The organism is Pseudomonas sp. MWU349, from assembly GCF_017947325.1.
GTDB classification, from domain to species: domain Bacteria; phylum Pseudomonadota; class Gammaproteobacteria; order Pseudomonadales; family Pseudomonadaceae; genus Aquipseudomonas; species Aquipseudomonas protegens.
On the sequence record NZ_JAFEVP010000002.1, the window covers coordinates 488,090 to 502,096 of the forward strand.

Consider the following 14,007-nt stretch of genomic DNA (forward strand, 5'->3'; position numbering starts at 1 on the left):
TCCTTATAAGGGCCCCAGGACCAGCGTAATGACCGTCAATACACAGACGTACAGGGCACAATCGAACAGTGCTTCGTGCCAGATCCAGCGGCCCAGCCCGGTTACCCGCACCAGCATCCGCAGGGCACCGGTCAGCACCAGCGCCAGCACCACATAAATCAGGAACGGGCTGAGCAGCACCCCGCCCAGCGACCACTCACGCAGCCCCATGACTTTCCTCCTGCTGCCGGCACCAACTGCGCCAGCTGCTTTGCAATTGCACGACGGCGCCCTGCGCCAGTTTCAACGCATCACTGGGCGGCTGCTGCCCCAATGCCTCCAGCAAGGCCAGGCTTGGCTGCTCCAGGGCATCCTGACGACTGCCCGCCGGGCCTTGTTCCAGGGTGCGCTGCAGGTGCTCGAAATAAGCTCGCTGCGCGGCGCTGACCGGTACCTGGGCCACCGCCAGGCTCAGGCGCAGGTGCATCAGTTCGTCGCCGATATCCAGGCCCAGCAGGCCATCGTCCCAGCGGCTGCGGGCCGGCTCCGGCAATTCCGGATAATGCCGCGCCAGTTGCAACAGGCGATCGGCCATGCGCCCGCCAAACCAGCTTTCCGCACCCCGCAGGTTGCGCCGGGTCAGGCGCACCAGGTCCTGCAGGGTCGCAGCCAGCAGGCGCCGGCCGTGCCACGCCGGGTTGCGCAGGATCAGCAGATGGAAGGCCAGCACCGCGGCGCCCACCCCCAGCACCATGGCCTGGGCGTTATTGAAGAAACTGGCCACATCGAAACTCATGCGGTTCATCGGCGAGATCAGCACGATGAAGTGCAGGCAGAACGAAGTGGCCGTGGCGCCGATCTGCGGCTTGGCCATGCCCAGGGCGCCGAAGAACAGCGGCACGCCCATGGCCATCGCCAGCATCGGGAAACCGCTCCACTGGGGCAGCAGGATCTGCCCCACCACGAAGGCTGCCGGAACCGCCAGGAAGATCCCGCGCATGAAGCTCATGCCGATCTGCGCCCCGTTCTCGCGGCTGGCGAACAGGCTGCAGACCACACAGGTCAGGAGCATCGCCCCGGAGGCCGCGGGCCAGGCGGTGGCCAGCCAGAAGCTGGCCACCGTCAGAAAAGCCAGGGCGCTGCGGGCGCCGAATACCAGGGCCAGCGACAAGTCGCGGTGAGGTGTCAGCGTCGCCGGCTGCACCATGGCCCCGCGCCCCTGCTGCACCGCTTCAAGGGCCTGGGTGGCAGCCAGGGCGGTGTCCAGCAACAAGCTGAAACGCGCCAGGCAGTAACTCTGCGCCGGGCTGATCGCCCCATCGCGGGAGGCCTCCAGCACCCGTGGCGACAAGGCTTGCAGGCTGGCCCCATCAGCGCTGTCCAGGGCCGCCAGGACCTGATCCATCCATGGCTGCAACCGCGCGGCTTCGACGCTATCCAACTGCTTCCACTGGCGCCGCACCGAACGGGAGATGCGCAGCAGCATCAACAGTTTCTGGCTCAGGCCACCGATCGCCCGGGCCCGCTGGCGGCCCTGCGGGCCTTCGAACCAGGCATGTTCGCGCTGGGCATCGACGGCGACGATGCGCCCGAGGATCTCCAGCAGGCCCTTGCGGGCCTGGGCATCCCCGGCCAGGGTGGCACGGGCCGCCTGCATCCCGCTGTGCCAGGCGCTGCGGGCCTGATCGGCCAACTGTCGCTCGACGCGCAGCGGCCAGAGCAAAGCGCTGCTAGCAGTGGCGCAGATGATACCCAGGGAAATCTCCGTACAGCGGGCCACCGCCTGGTCGAAGATCCCCAGGGGATGGCTGATGGCTGGCAAGGCAATGATGGCCACGGTGTAGCCGGCCAGCACGAAGGAGTAGGACCAGGCACTGCGCAACAGGGTCGAACTGGCCGTGCACAACCCCAGCCACAGCGCCAGGGCCAGGAGGAACAGCCAGGGGGTCTGGGCGAACAGCCCCATGAACAGCACCGACATCAGCGTGCCCACCAGGGTCCCCAACAGCCGCGCCAGACCTTTTTGCAGGACCATGCCGGACAGCGGCTGAGCCACGATAAATGCGGTCATCAGGGCCCAGGCCGGTTGCTCCAGCCCCCAGCGCAACGCCAGCCACAGCGCCACCCCACCACCGAGCAGGGTCTTGATCGCGAACTGCAATGCAGGAAGGTTGGGAGCAAGCAGGGCTTGCAGGGTAATGGGCACGGCTGGCAACTCTTGGCAGGACAAACACAACGATAGTCGCGATAGGCATCAGCGAAGCTGGGCTAATTATTAGCTAGCTAACTAAATACCGTCCAGCATTAAATTACCGGCATAAAAAAACGCCAGGCTGGCTGGCGTTTTTGACAGGTTTTGACCCTTACGAACGGGCGCGCGCCTGATTGCGCAGGGCCTTGACCTGGTCGTGATTGCGTTGCACGCCGTGGTACTGGCGCTCTACCACGTCACGAATACCCACCAGGTTGTGCTTGTTGATCTTCTCCAGAGCCTCCTTGTAGGCCTTCAACGCATGGTCTTCACCACGCTCGGCTTCGTTGAGCACCGCTTCCTCGTCCTTGCCGGTCACCAGGGACTTGAGGTCGACCCAACGACGGTGCAGGTCGCCGCTGACACTGGTGGAGGTTTCCGGATCACCGCCCATGGAGCGCACGACCGACTGCAGTTCTGCCGCGGCCGTGGCGCAATCGGTGGAGCGCTTGATGAACAGCGCCTTGAGCTCGGGGTGCTTGATGTCTTCGGCACAGGTCTTGAACCCTTCCTGACCATCCTTGCTGGTCTCGATCAGGCTGTTGAGTACCGAAATAGCTTCTTTATTCAAGTCAGTCATTTTCTGGTTCCTTGTGGGTTGCGAAAATTGGGTTAACTCGATAGTTGAGTTAGTTGAGTTAACCGTTGCACCCGCCATGCCAGACTTGGATTATATTTTTATTCCTTATTATTCAATGACTTATAAAATATACAAAAATCTGTATCCGAGTTATTTGCATGATCTGTCATTTGGCCTCCGTGCAGAATGCCTGTATTTTCCAAGGCTCTTGAATGACACGACAGCCCCCGCCATGACCCCTGAAACACTTGAACTGCTGGTCACCCGGGAAATGCCCTTCGGCAAATACAAGGGCCGCATCCTGGCCGACCTGCCCGGCCCCTACCTGAACTGGTTCGCCCGGGAAGGTTTTCCCAAGGGTGAACTCGGCGGCCTGCTGGCCCTGATGCAGGAAATCGACCACAACGGCCTTAGCGACCTGCTCGATCCCCTGCGGGCCAAACACGGCAAACCCAAACCCCGTCACTGAAAAAGAGCCCTTCATGCCAAGGACTGCAGCCACGCTTGCCCACGATGAAGATCATTGGCAGGGCATCGCTCGCCAGTTCGACATCGAGCCGGGGCCGATCAACCTGGAAAACGGCTACTTCGGGCGCATGACCCGCAGTGTGGCCCAGGAGTACCAGCACAACATCCAGTGGGTGAACCGCAGCAACTCGCTGCTGGTGCGCCAGCGTTTCGAGCAGATCGATGCGCTGCACATCCGCCGCCAACTGGCGGCGCTGCTGCAGGCGCCAGAAAACGCCGTGGCCCTGACCCGCTGCGCCTCCGACGCCCTGCAATCGCTGATCCGCAACTACAACCGCCTGCAACCGGGCGATCAGGTGCTGCTCAGCGACCTGGAGTACGACACGGTCAAGAGCGCCATGCGCTGGCTGGCCCGCCAGCGCGGCGTCGAAGTGATAGAGATCGTCCACCGGCATCCTGCCAGTTTTGACAGCCTTGTCGGCACCTACAAAGACGCTTTCGAGCGCTACCCACGGCTCAAGCTGATGCCCCTGACCTACGTCACCCATCGCAGTGGGCTGGTGATGCCGGTCCGGGCGATTGCCGCCGCCGCTCGGGAACACGGGGTCGACATCATCCTCGACGGCGCCCACGCCCTGGGCCAGATCGACTTCGACCTTTGCGACCTGGGCATCGCCTTCGCCGGTTTCAACCTGCACAAGTGGATCGGCGCACCGCTGAGCCTGGGCTTTGTGTATATCCACCCCGAACGCCTGGAAGACATCGACCCGGACATGGGCGAGTTCCATTTTCCCCGTGACGACGTGCGCGCCCGTACGCCCTACAGCACGCCAAACATTCCGGCGCTGATGACCCTGCCCCGGGTGTTCGAGGAACACCGGGCGATGGGCGGCGCGGCGGCCAAGGGCGCGCGCCTGAACTACCTGCGCCATAGCTGGAGCGAAGCGGTGCGCGAACTGCCCGGGCTGGAAGTCATGACCCCGCAGGATCCGCGCCTGTGCTGCGCCATCAGCGCCGTGCGCTTCACCCGCCACCAGGACCAGCAAGCCCTGGCGGATCGCCTGCTACGGGACTACAACCTGTTCACCGTGGCCCGCAATGGCGCAGGGTTCGGCACCTGCATCCGCATCACCCCGGGGCTGACCACTCCCCTTGCGCATATGCAGCAGTTGATCGAAGCCCTCACCGACCTGGCCGGCCAGTAAGCCCTACCCGCCTGTCGTGCCCCGGGCAGCACTATTTTCCAGGCAAAAAAAACGGTGCGCCGACCAAGCGCACCGTAAAGCCGTAGAACACACCAACGAATCGGGTAGAACCTTCAGTCCAGCAGGGCCAGGGCCTCGGCCGTGCACTCCTGGATCCGTGCCCAGTCGCCGTTCTTGATCCACTCGGGATCGAGCATCCAGCTACCGCCGACACACATCACATTCTTGAGCGCCATGTAACTCTTGATATTGGCCGGGCCGACGCCGCCGGTAGGGCAGAACTTGACCTCGCCGAACGGCCCGCCCAGGGCCTTGATCGCCGCCACGCCACCACTGACTTCCGCCGGGAACAGCTTGAAGCGGCGGTAGCCCAGGGCATACCCCTCCATGATCCCGGAGGCATTGCTGATCCCCGGCAGCAGGGGAATCGGGCTGGCCACGCTGGCTTGCAGCAGGTCGCGGGTGATCCCCGGGGTGACGATGAACTGCGAACCTGCCGCCTCCGCCGCCACCAGCATCAGCGGGTCGAGCACAGTACCGGCGCCGGTCACCAGCTCCGGGCGCTGCTCGCGCAGGATCTGGATCGCCTTGAGGCCGAACTGCGAACGCAGGGTCACTTCCAGGGCGGTCAGGCCGCCGGCCGCCAGGGCATCGGCCAGCGGCAGGACATCCTGCTCGCGGGCAATGGTGATCACCGGCAGGATCCGCGCCTTGGCGCAGAGGCTGTCGATCAGGGCAACTTTGTCCGCCATGGAAACGGTCGGGGCGAGGTTTGTCATAGCGGCTGATCCTTGGCTCATGGGCACCAGTAAATCTCTAACGGGGTTTGCAGGAAGGCGCGAATCGGCATTTCGGCGACAGCGTCACCAGCCAGTGCGGCGCTCAGGGTGGTCAGCTTGGACTGACCGGAAATCGACAACAGGCTGTTGCGGGCCGAGGCCAGCAGTGCCCGGCTCATGCTCAGGCGCTGATGGGGCACGCTGGGCGCCAGCATCGGCCAGCAGCGACGAGTGCCATCGGCCTTGAGCGCTTCAGCCAGGTTCGGGCTGTTGGGGAACAGCGATGCGGTGTGGCCGTCATCCCCCATGCCCAGTACCAGCACATCGATGCCCGGCAGTTCCGCCAGCAGACTGTCGGCTTGCTGGGCAGCCTCTTCAAGATTGGCCGCCGCACTGTAGAGGCCGAGGAAGCGAGCCTTGGCCACTGGCCCCTGGAGCAGGTAGCGCTTGAGCAGGCCCGCGTTGCTGTCGGCATGCTCCACCGGCACCCAGCGCTCGTCCGCCAGGGTGATCAGCACCTTGGACCAATCCAGCTCCTGCTTCACCAGGGCCTGGAAAAACGCCACCGGGCTGCGGCCACCGGACACCACCAGGGTGGCGTTGCCGCGCGCGGCAATGGCCTCGCGCAGCAGCTCGGCGACCTTCAGCGCCTGGCCTTCAGCCAGCAGCGTGGGGCTGCGGAATTCGTGGGCGCGCACGCCCGCCGGCAATTGCAAATCAGATATCGCCATACCAAGACCTCCCATCCCGCGTGATCAGTGCAATGGAGCTCATCGGCCCCCAGGACCCGGCCGCGTACGGCTTGGGCGCATCGCCGGATTTCTTCCACCCGGCAATCAACTGGTCACACCACTTCCACGCGGCTTCGATTTCATCTTTGCGCACAAACAGGTTCTGATTGCCGCGCATCACTTCCAGCAACAACCGCTCGTAGGCATCGGGGATCCGTGCACTGCGATAGGTATCGGAAAAATTCAGCTGCAACGGACCGCTGCGCAGTTGCATGCCCTTGTCCAGGCCCTGCTCCTTGGTCATCACCCGCAACGAGATACCTTCGTCCGGCTGCAGGCGGATGATCAGCTTGTTGCTGATCTGCAGGCGCTGCTCGGGGGCGAAGATGTAGTGCGAGGGTTCCTTGAAGTGGATGACGATCTGCGACAGCTTCTGTGGCATGCGCTTGCCGGTGCGCAGGTAGAACGGCACACCGGCCCAGCGCCAGTTGCGGATATCGGCGCGCAGGGCGACGAAGGTCTCGGTGTCGCTCTGGGTGTTGGAGTTTTCTTCCTCCAGGTAGCCCGGCACCGACTGGCCTTCGCTGTGGCCGGCGATGTACTGGCCGCGCACCACCTGGGTGGTCAGGCCTTCCGGGCTGATGGGCGCCAGGGCCTTGAGTACCTTGACCTTCTCGTCGCGGATGCTGTCGGCCGAAAGGTCGGCCGGCGGGTCCATGGCGATCAGGCAGAGCAGTTGCAGCAAGTGGTTCTGGATCATGTCCCGCAGTTGGCCGGCCTTGTCGAAATAGCCCCAGCGGCCTTCGATGCCGACCTTCTCGGCCACGGTGATTTCCACGTGGGAGATGTAGTTCTGGTTCCACTGGGTTTCGAACAGGCTGTTGGCGAAACGCAGGGCAATCAGGTTCTGCACCGTTTCCTTGCCCAGGTAGTGGTCGATCCGGTAGATGCGGGTTTCCGGGAAGAACTGCGCCACCGCGTCGTTGACCTTGCGTGATGAATCCAGGTCCGAGCCGATGGGTTTTTCCAGAACCACACGGGTGTGCTGGTTGAGCCCGACCCGGGAGAGGTTTTCGCAGATCGCGCCATACACCGCCGCCGGCGTGGCGAAGTAGGCAATCAGGCGCTGCTCGCTGCCGACACGTTCGGCCAGGGCGACGTAGTCCTCGGCCTTGAGGAAGTCCACATGCAGGTAGCTCAGGCGGGCGAGAAAACGCTGCAGGACCTGGCTGTCGATATCCTTGTCGCCGACATACTTGTGCAGCTCGGTTTCGATATTCGCCAGGTGTTCCTGCTCGCTGCCAGGCTCGCGGGCCAGGGCCAGAATGCGCGTGTCGTCATGCAGCAAACCGGCGGCATCGAGTTGGTACAGGGCAGGAAACAGCTTACGCAGCGCCAGATCGCCCAGCGCGCCAAATAAGGCAAAGGTGCAGGGTTCAACCATTATCGAAGGCATGATGTTTGTTCTTTTATCAAGTTAAGCTACAAATACCTTTTTTCAAGGCATCACTCAAGGAAAAATGTAGTAATAAACACAACATTTTTACAAAATACAGATTCCAGGTGGTGGTCGATCCGGGCCATCAGTAGGATAGGCCACCTCTCAACTTCGCATTGCAGGCGCGCCAGCGACCCGGTGCGCAGCGCAATCGCAGCAAGCTCAAAAGGCCTGCACCGACAATCCGTCGGCGCGCCTTGCTCGATTGACCGCTTCCCGGCCCTGCCCGCAGCGCCTGTCTAGCCGATCTAGGAAACCTTAATGGACCGAGTGCGAAACCTTCTGGAGCAGATCCAGAACCGTCTTGAAGAACTGAACAAGGCGGAACGTAAAGTCGCCGAAGTCATCCTGCTCAACCCGCAGCAGGCGACTCGCTTCAGCATCGCCGCCCTGGCCCAGGCTGCCTCGGTCAGCGAACCGACGGTCAATCGCTTCTGCCGCTCCTTTGGCGTCAGCGGCTACCCGGAACTCAAGCTGCAACTGGCCCAGAGCCTGGCCAGCGGCGCGGCCTATGTCAGCCGTGCCGTAGAGGCCGACGACAACCCCGAAGCCTACACGCAAAAGATTTTCGGCAGCGCCATCGCCTCCCTGGACAGCGCCTGCCAGGCCCTGGACCCGAACCTGATCAGCAAGGCCGTGGACTTGTTGATCCAGGCCCGGCAGATCCACTTCTTCGGTCTGGGCGCCTCGGCCCCAGTGGCCCTGGACGCCCAGCACAAGTTCTTCCGCTTCAATCTCGCCGTCACCGCCCACGCCGATGTGCTGATGCAACGGATGATCGCGTCGGTGGCTCATACCGGCGAATTGTTCGTGATCATTTCCTACACCGGCCGCACCCGCGAACTGGTGGAAGTGGCGCGTATCGCACGGGAAAACGGCGCCTCGGTGCTGGGGCTGACCGCAGAAAACTCGCCACTGGCCAAGGCCAGTACCTTGAGCCTGAACATCCCGCTACCGGAAGACACCGACATCTACATGCCGATGACCTCGCGGATCATCCAGCTCACCGTGCTCGACGTGCTGGCCACCGGCATGACCCTGCGCCGCGGCGTGGACTTCCAGCCACACCTGCGCAAGATCAAGGAAAGCCTCAACGCCAGCCGCTACCCGGTGGGCGACGAGTTCAACTGAAGCCGGGCCGGTTCGCCGGCCAGCCGGCTCCCTACCCTGCAGCGCGCGCCTGCAAGCTCAGGTGCGCCTGCTCCCCGGGTGCCAGGCGCAGGCTGTCGGTGCCCCCCACAGCCGCTTCGACACAGACGAACCGTGACACCTCGTTCCAGCTCACCCCCAGCAGCGGCCGGGTGCCGGGGTGCCAGACCACGGTGTCGGCGTCGTCACCGGTATCGATGCACAACTCGCGCTGCCAGGCGTGATCCTTGAGCTGCAACTCACCCTCGTGCTGGAACACCCGCTGGCAACCGCCCTCGACCCGCAACTCGCCCTGCTGCTGGCAGACCTGACGGTTCAACTGGTCATAACCCTGGGCGCCATCGAGCCCAGACAGCGCTATCTCACCAACATCACCAATACGCCAGTAGGCGTGCAGAGCCTGGCTCAACTGGCAGGGTTCGGTGTCCTGGTGCTCGGTGCTCAGGCGCAGGTCCATGCTCTGGCCTAGGTGCGCATGCAAGTCGACCTTCCAGTCGCACAACTGCAATTGCCAGTGCAGGCGCACGCCCTCTTCATCACTGCCGCTGTCCAGCAGCTTCCAGTCCAGCAGCCGCGCCCAGCCATGGGAAGGCCAGGCATTTTCGCTGGGATGGCGCCCATACCAGGGCCAGCACACCGGCACTCCGCCACGGATCGCCCCCACCTGCGGCCACTTCGCCGCACACCACAGCCAGGGCTTTTGTCCGGCCGGCTGGAAGTGCAGCAACTGGGCCCCCTGACGACTGAACACGGCCTGGCACAGCGGGTGATCGATCACCAGCACGTCACGCAGTTGATAGCGCTCCCAGGCAAACACCGGGCGCTCGCGCAAGGATCTGAAAAAGCGTTGTAGCGGATGCTCATGCATGGGCCGCAGTCCTGAAAATCAATGCTGTCTCGCTACTCATGAGGGGCGGCGCCGGCCCGACAAAAAAAAGCGGACGGCCCAGGCCATCCGCAAAATGCGCACAGAGAGAAGGAGCTTATCGCAACGGCCTTAGAACACCGACTGAATTTTCAGACCGGCCACCAGCGCGTTGTCGACTTCATCCACACCACCCGGGTGGGTGATGTATTGCAGGTTGGGGCGCACGGTCAGCCAGTTGGTGACGTGGAAGCCGTAGTTGATCTCGTAGTTGTATTCGGTGTCGCGCAGCGGCATGTACAGCGGGTTGTCGTAGTTGCTGATGCCGTTGTCCTCGTTGATCAGCTGAGCGTTCTTGCGCACATCGTCGTTGACGTGGATCCGAGCAAAACCGATGCCGACGTCATCTTTGGGACGCGCATCGAACGGCCCCTTGTACACGAACATCAGCGACTGGTAGTTGTCGACGACGTTAGTGTCCTTGTCGTGGAAGGTGGCGTTGGCAGCGATGTTCAGGCCCCGGGATGCATCACCGTTGTGCGTGGTGAGTTGCTGCTGCCCGACGAACCAGTAGCCGTGCTTGCTGTTGTGCACGCGATAGGCATCGCCGGTGTCCGCGGCATCCTGGCCATTGACGTCCTTGCGCACATCATTGGCATCGGCCGTGCTCTTGTAGTAACCGACGCGGTACTCGCCCGGCAGGCTATTGAGCTTGGGCGACCAGACCAGTTCCACCGGCAATACGGTGCCCTTGGTGCCGCTGCCGCTGAGCTTGAAGCCGTTGCCGTGCTCCAGTTGCGACGGGTTCTGGTTGTAGGCGCCGATTTGCGCATACAGCTCGGGGGTGATGTTGTACTTGATGCGCAGCGCCGCCTGGCTGACCGGCCAGTTGTACCAGATGCCGGTGGCCCAGTTGCCCACCTGGGAGCCGCAGAACGCCAGGTTCTGGAAGTCACAGGGGAAGGTGTTGAAGTCTTCGCCTTCGCCGAAGTAGCCGGCCTTGACGTCCAGCTTGCCGTCGAGGAACTGGTGCTGAACCCACAACTGGGTCAGGCGGACCATGTGCCCCCGGCCATAGACCTCCTGGGAGGAGCTCAAGGTGCCGGCACGCGGGTCGCCAATGCGGTCGTTGGAGATGTTCTGGCCATTACGGTTGGTCAGCTGGATCTTGGCCTGGGTGTTGTCCCAGCCCAGAAGCTTCTGCAGGTCGAACGCCACGCCCAGGCCGAACTGGTCGCTGTAGCGCCCGGTCTTGTCGTCGTTGTAACCGCCATGCAGGTTGGCGCCCATTTCACCGACGTAGTCGGCCTTGATGTCGATCCCCTGCTCGATCAACTTGGTGCGCTCGCCGCCCCAGTCACCGGTCATCCATTTCGAATCGGCGCTGAACGCCTCATCGGCCATGGCATTGCCGGACAGGACCAGGGCCGCTACCGCCGACAACTGGCAGAGCAATCGGGTGTTGCTGTGTTGCTTTTTCATCCCTACATCCTCGTCTTTATTGTTATTAACGATTTATCCAACGCGGTTTACAGCAGTGGCGACGGATGACAGGCCATCCGTCACGGATTCAGCGCCCCTTGAACTGCGCCACATTGCCGCCCCGGGCCTCCGTCACCGGAGCCCCGGCGGCGCCCAGGCGTTCGCCGCTCTGGGCGTCGAACAACAGCACCCGGGCCGGATCGAACTGCAGTGTCAGGGTTTCCCCGGCCTCGGGGGCCTGGTCCGGTGCCAGGCGGCAGCAGACCTTGGTGCCATTGAGCGTGACGAACACCAGGGTGTCGGGGCCGGTGGGCTCGATCACCTGGACCTCGGCACGAATGGTCGGCAGGCCGTTGGCCTCCCCCGCCGCCAGGGCGATCTGTTCCGGGCGGATGCCGAGGATCACCTCACGGTCTTCCAGCCCGGCATCCTGGGGCCCCAGGGGCAGCTCGCAGCGAGCCTGGCCACTGTCCAGCAGGGCCAGCAGGCGGCCGTCCTTGCGCTGCAGGCGCAGGGGGATGAAGTTCATCGGTGGCGAACCGATGAAGCTGGCCACGAACAGGTTGGCCGGGTCGTTGTAGATCTGCTTCGGGGTGCCGAACTGCTGGATGATCCCGTCCTTCATCACCGCCACCTTGTCACCCAGGGTCATGGCTTCGATCTGGTCGTGGGTGACATAGACCGTGGTGGTTTTCAGACGCTGGTGCATCAGCTTCATTTCTGTGCGCATCTCCACCCGCAGCTTGGCGTCGAGGTTGGACAGCGGCTCGTCAAACAGATAGATCTTCGGCCGTCGCGCCAGGGCCCGGCCCATGGCCACCCGTTGCTGCTGGCCACCGGAGAGCTGGCCCGGCTTGCGGGTGAGCAGGTGCTCGATCTGCAGCAGCTTGGCCACCCGTGCCACTTCCGCGTCGATCTCGGCGGCGGGCATCTTGCGGATCTTCAGGCCGAAGGCGATGTTGTCGCGCACGCTCATGGTCGGGTACAGCGCGTAGGACTGGAACACCATGGCGATGTCACGATCCTTGGGGCTCATGCCACTGATGTCGGCGTCGTCCACCAGGATCGCCCCACCGCTGATGTTCTCAAGGCCCGCGATGCAGTTCATCAGGGTGGATTTGCCGCAGCCGGATGGGCCGACGAGGATCAGGAATTCACCGTCATCGATCTTCAGCTCGATGTTCTTCAGGGTATCCGGCAGGCCGGCACCGTAGGTCTTGTTGACGTTGCGTAATTCGAGAGTTGCCATGCCTTACCCCTTGACCGCGCCGGACGTCAGCCCGCGCAGGAAATACTTGCCGGCGAAGATGTAGACCAGCAGTGTCGGCAGCCCGGCGATCATCGCCGCTGCCATATCAACGTTGTATTCCTTGGCCCCGGTGCTGGTGTTGACCAGGTTGTTCAGGGCCACGGTGATCGGTTGCGCGTCGCCACTGGCGAACACCACGCCGAAGAGGAAATCGTTCCAGATCTGGGTGAACTGCCAGATCAGGCAGACCATGATGATCGGCACCGACATCGGCAGCAGGATCTTGCCGAAGATGGTGAAGAACCCGGCACCGTCCAGGCGCGCAGCCTTGACCAGCGCATCCGGCACGCTCACGTAGTAGTTGCGAAAGAACAACGTGGTGAAGGCCAGCCCGTAGACCACGTGCACCAGCACCAGGCCGGTGGTGGTGTTGGCCAGGCCGAACTTGCCCAGGGTGAACGAAGCCGGCAGCAACACCGTCTGGAACGGCAGGAAGCAGCCGAACAGCAGCAGGCCGAAGAACAGCTGGGAGCCGCGAAAGCGCCACATCGACAGCACGTAGCCGTTCATTGCACCGATGAAGGTAGAGATCAGCACCGCCGGCACGGTGATCTTCACCGAGTTCCAGAAGTAGCCACCGACAGTGTCCCAGGCCTTGATCCAGCCGATGCCGTCCACCACCTGTGGCCAGCTCAAAAGGTTGCCGGTGCGGATATCCTCCGGGGTCTTGAAGCTGGTGAGCAGCATCACCACCAGCGGTATCAGGTACACCGCCGCCGCCAGCAGCAGGGTGGCGTAGATGGCGATCCGGCTGAAGTTCAGGGTCGGTTTGCCAAGGGAGTCAGTCATGGCGCTTGCCCCGCAGTTCGGAATACAGGTACGGCACCAGGATGGTCAGCACGGCGCCCAGCATCAGCATGGCGCTGGCCGAACCTATGCCCATCTGGCCGCGGCTGAAGGTGAAGGAATACATGAACATCGCCGGCAGGTCGGAGGAATAGCCCGGCCCGCCCGCGGTCATCGCCGCCACCAGGTCGAAGCTCTTGATGGCGATGTGGGCGAGGATCATGAAGGCACTGAAGAACACCGGCCGCAGGCTCGGCAGGACAATCTTCAGGTAGATGGTCGGCAGGCTCGCGCCGTCCACCTGGGCGGCGCGGATGATCGACTGGTCGACACCCCGCAGGCCGGCGAGGAACATCGCCATGACAAAGCCCGAGGCCTGCCACACCGCGGCGATCACCAGGCAGTACACCACCCGGTCCTGATCCACCAGCCAGTCCAGGCGAAAGCCTTCCCAGCCCCAGTCGCGAAGCATCTTGTCCAGGCCCAGGCCGGGGTTGAGCAACCACTTCCAGGCGGTACCGGTGACGATCATCGACAGCGCCATGGGGTACAGGTACACGGTGCGGATAAAGCCTTCCTTGCGGATGCGCTGGTCCAGCAGCACCGCCAGGAACACCCCCAGCACCAGGCTGATGGCGATGAACATGCCGCCGAAGACCGCGAGGTTCTTGCTCGCCACCCACCAGCGGTCGTTGTCCATCAAGCGCAGGTATTGCTGCAGGCCGACCCACTTGTAGCTCGGCATGAAGCTGGAATTGGTAAAGGACAGAATGAACGTCCAGATGATGTAGCCGTAGAAACCCACCAGCACGATCACCATGCTCGGTGCCAGCACCAGCTTGGGTAGCCAGCGCTGCAATGCATCTAACGGTGAGGCTTTGCTGAAAACCGCCACAGAGCTCATCGGAATAACCCAGTCAGGAGT

General features: G+C 63.0%; 14 protein-coding genes. 3 read left to right on the forward strand and 11 right to left on the reverse strand.

From position 1 onward, the window contains the following. Positions 1-3 precede the first annotated feature (3 nt). From KCG88_RS09465 to KCG88_RS09475, 3 genes are all read right to left on the reverse strand, one after another. The gene (locus KCG88_RS09465) at positions 4-210 is read right to left on the reverse strand and encodes a DUF1656 domain-containing protein (protein WP_011062857.1); all 207 of its coding nucleotides are present in this window, start codon (positions 208-210) and stop codon (positions 4-6) included. Next, positions 197-2,185: an FUSC family protein gene (locus KCG88_RS09470; RefSeq protein ID WP_210712277.1), complete on the reverse strand. Its 1,989-nt coding sequence runs from the start codon at positions 2,183-2,185 to the stop codon at positions 197-199. Before KCG88_RS09470 ends, KCG88_RS09465 begins: the two co-directional genes overlap by 14 nt. Before the next feature lie 157 nt (positions 2,186-2,342). Continuing rightward, positions 2,343-2,810, reverse strand: a complete 468-nt coding sequence (locus tag KCG88_RS09475) for a PA2169 family four-helix-bundle protein (protein ID WP_011062859.1) — start codon at positions 2,808-2,810, stop codon at positions 2,343-2,345. 232 nt (positions 2,811-3,042) lie between these two features. Here KCG88_RS09475 and KCG88_RS09480 point away from each other — a divergent pair, with 232 nt between their 5' ends. Together KCG88_RS09480 and KCG88_RS09485 are read left to right on the forward strand one after the other, a co-directional pair. Beyond that, complete coding sequence (locus tag KCG88_RS09480) at positions 3,043-3,279, forward strand: DUF3820 family protein (protein WP_015636734.1); 237 nt, start codon at positions 3,043-3,045, stop codon at positions 3,277-3,279. A gap of 13 nt (positions 3,280-3,292) precedes the next feature. Further along, positions 3,293-4,483 (forward strand): aminotransferase class V-fold PLP-dependent enzyme, encoded by a 1,191-nt coding sequence (locus tag KCG88_RS09485; protein ID WP_210712278.1) that lies wholly within the window; start codon positions 3,293-3,295, stop codon positions 4,481-4,483. A gap of 113 nt (positions 4,484-4,596) precedes the next feature. Here KCG88_RS09485 and KCG88_RS09490 read toward each other — a convergent pair whose 3' ends face one another. Genes KCG88_RS09490 through zwf form a run of 3 tightly spaced genes read right to left on the reverse strand, consistent with a single transcriptional unit; the run spans position 4,597 to position 7,449 of the window. Then, a complete protein-coding gene (locus KCG88_RS09490) occupies positions 4,597-5,262 on the reverse strand; it encodes a bifunctional 4-hydroxy-2-oxoglutarate aldolase/2-dehydro-3-deoxy-phosphogluconate aldolase (protein ID WP_210712279.1) in 666 nt (221 codons plus the stop codon). A gap of 17 nt (positions 5,263-5,279) precedes the next feature. Continuing rightward, positions 5,280-5,993 carry a 6-phosphogluconolactonase gene (gene pgl, locus KCG88_RS09495; protein WP_047288667.1) on the reverse strand — a complete coding sequence of 238 codons (714 nt, stop codon included), beginning with the start codon at positions 5,991-5,993 and terminating at the stop codon, positions 5,280-5,282. Then, on the reverse strand, positions 5,980-7,449 hold the full coding sequence (zwf, locus tag KCG88_RS09500) for a glucose-6-phosphate dehydrogenase (protein WP_210712280.1): 1,470 nt from the start codon (positions 7,447-7,449) through the stop codon (positions 5,980-5,982). Before zwf ends, pgl begins: the two co-directional genes overlap by 14 nt. Positions 7,450-7,761: 312 nt before the next feature. On the opposite strand from zwf, the gene KCG88_RS09505 reads away from it, so the two are divergent. Further along, positions 7,762-8,622 (forward strand): MurR/RpiR family transcriptional regulator, encoded by an 861-nt coding sequence (locus KCG88_RS09505; protein ID WP_169892262.1) that lies wholly within the window; start codon positions 7,762-7,764, stop codon positions 8,620-8,622. A 31-nt stretch (positions 8,623-8,653) separates the two neighbouring features. Here KCG88_RS09505 and KCG88_RS09510 read toward each other — a convergent pair whose 3' ends face one another. The 5 genes from KCG88_RS09510 to KCG88_RS09530 all read right to left on the reverse strand — a co-directional run bounded on the left by KCG88_RS09510 (position 8,654) and on the right by KCG88_RS09530 (position 13,986). After that, positions 8,654-9,508 (reverse strand): D-hexose-6-phosphate mutarotase, encoded by an 855-nt coding sequence (locus tag KCG88_RS09510; protein WP_047288669.1) that lies wholly within the window; start codon positions 9,506-9,508, stop codon positions 8,654-8,656. A 129-nt stretch (positions 9,509-9,637) separates the two neighbouring features. Then, positions 9,638-10,987: a carbohydrate porin gene (locus KCG88_RS09515; RefSeq protein ID WP_047288671.1), complete on the reverse strand. Its 1,350-nt coding sequence runs from the start codon at positions 10,985-10,987 to the stop codon at positions 9,638-9,640. An 88-nt stretch (positions 10,988-11,075) separates the two neighbouring features. Beyond that, positions 11,076-12,236, reverse strand: coding sequence for an ABC transporter ATP-binding protein (locus KCG88_RS09520; RefSeq protein WP_015636741.1), 1,161 nt, complete (start codon positions 12,234-12,236; stop codon positions 11,076-11,078). A 3-nt stretch (positions 12,237-12,239) separates the two neighbouring features. Beyond that, positions 12,240-13,085 (reverse strand): carbohydrate ABC transporter permease, encoded by an 846-nt coding sequence (locus KCG88_RS09525; RefSeq protein WP_011062869.1) that lies wholly within the window; start codon positions 13,083-13,085, stop codon positions 12,240-12,242. Then, entirely contained in the window at positions 13,078-13,986 is a 909-nt protein-coding gene (locus KCG88_RS09530) for a sugar ABC transporter permease (RefSeq protein ID WP_011062870.1), read from the reverse strand. The genes KCG88_RS09525 and KCG88_RS09530 overlap by 8 nt, the downstream gene beginning before the upstream one ends. Positions 13,987-14,007 lie beyond the last annotated feature (21 nt).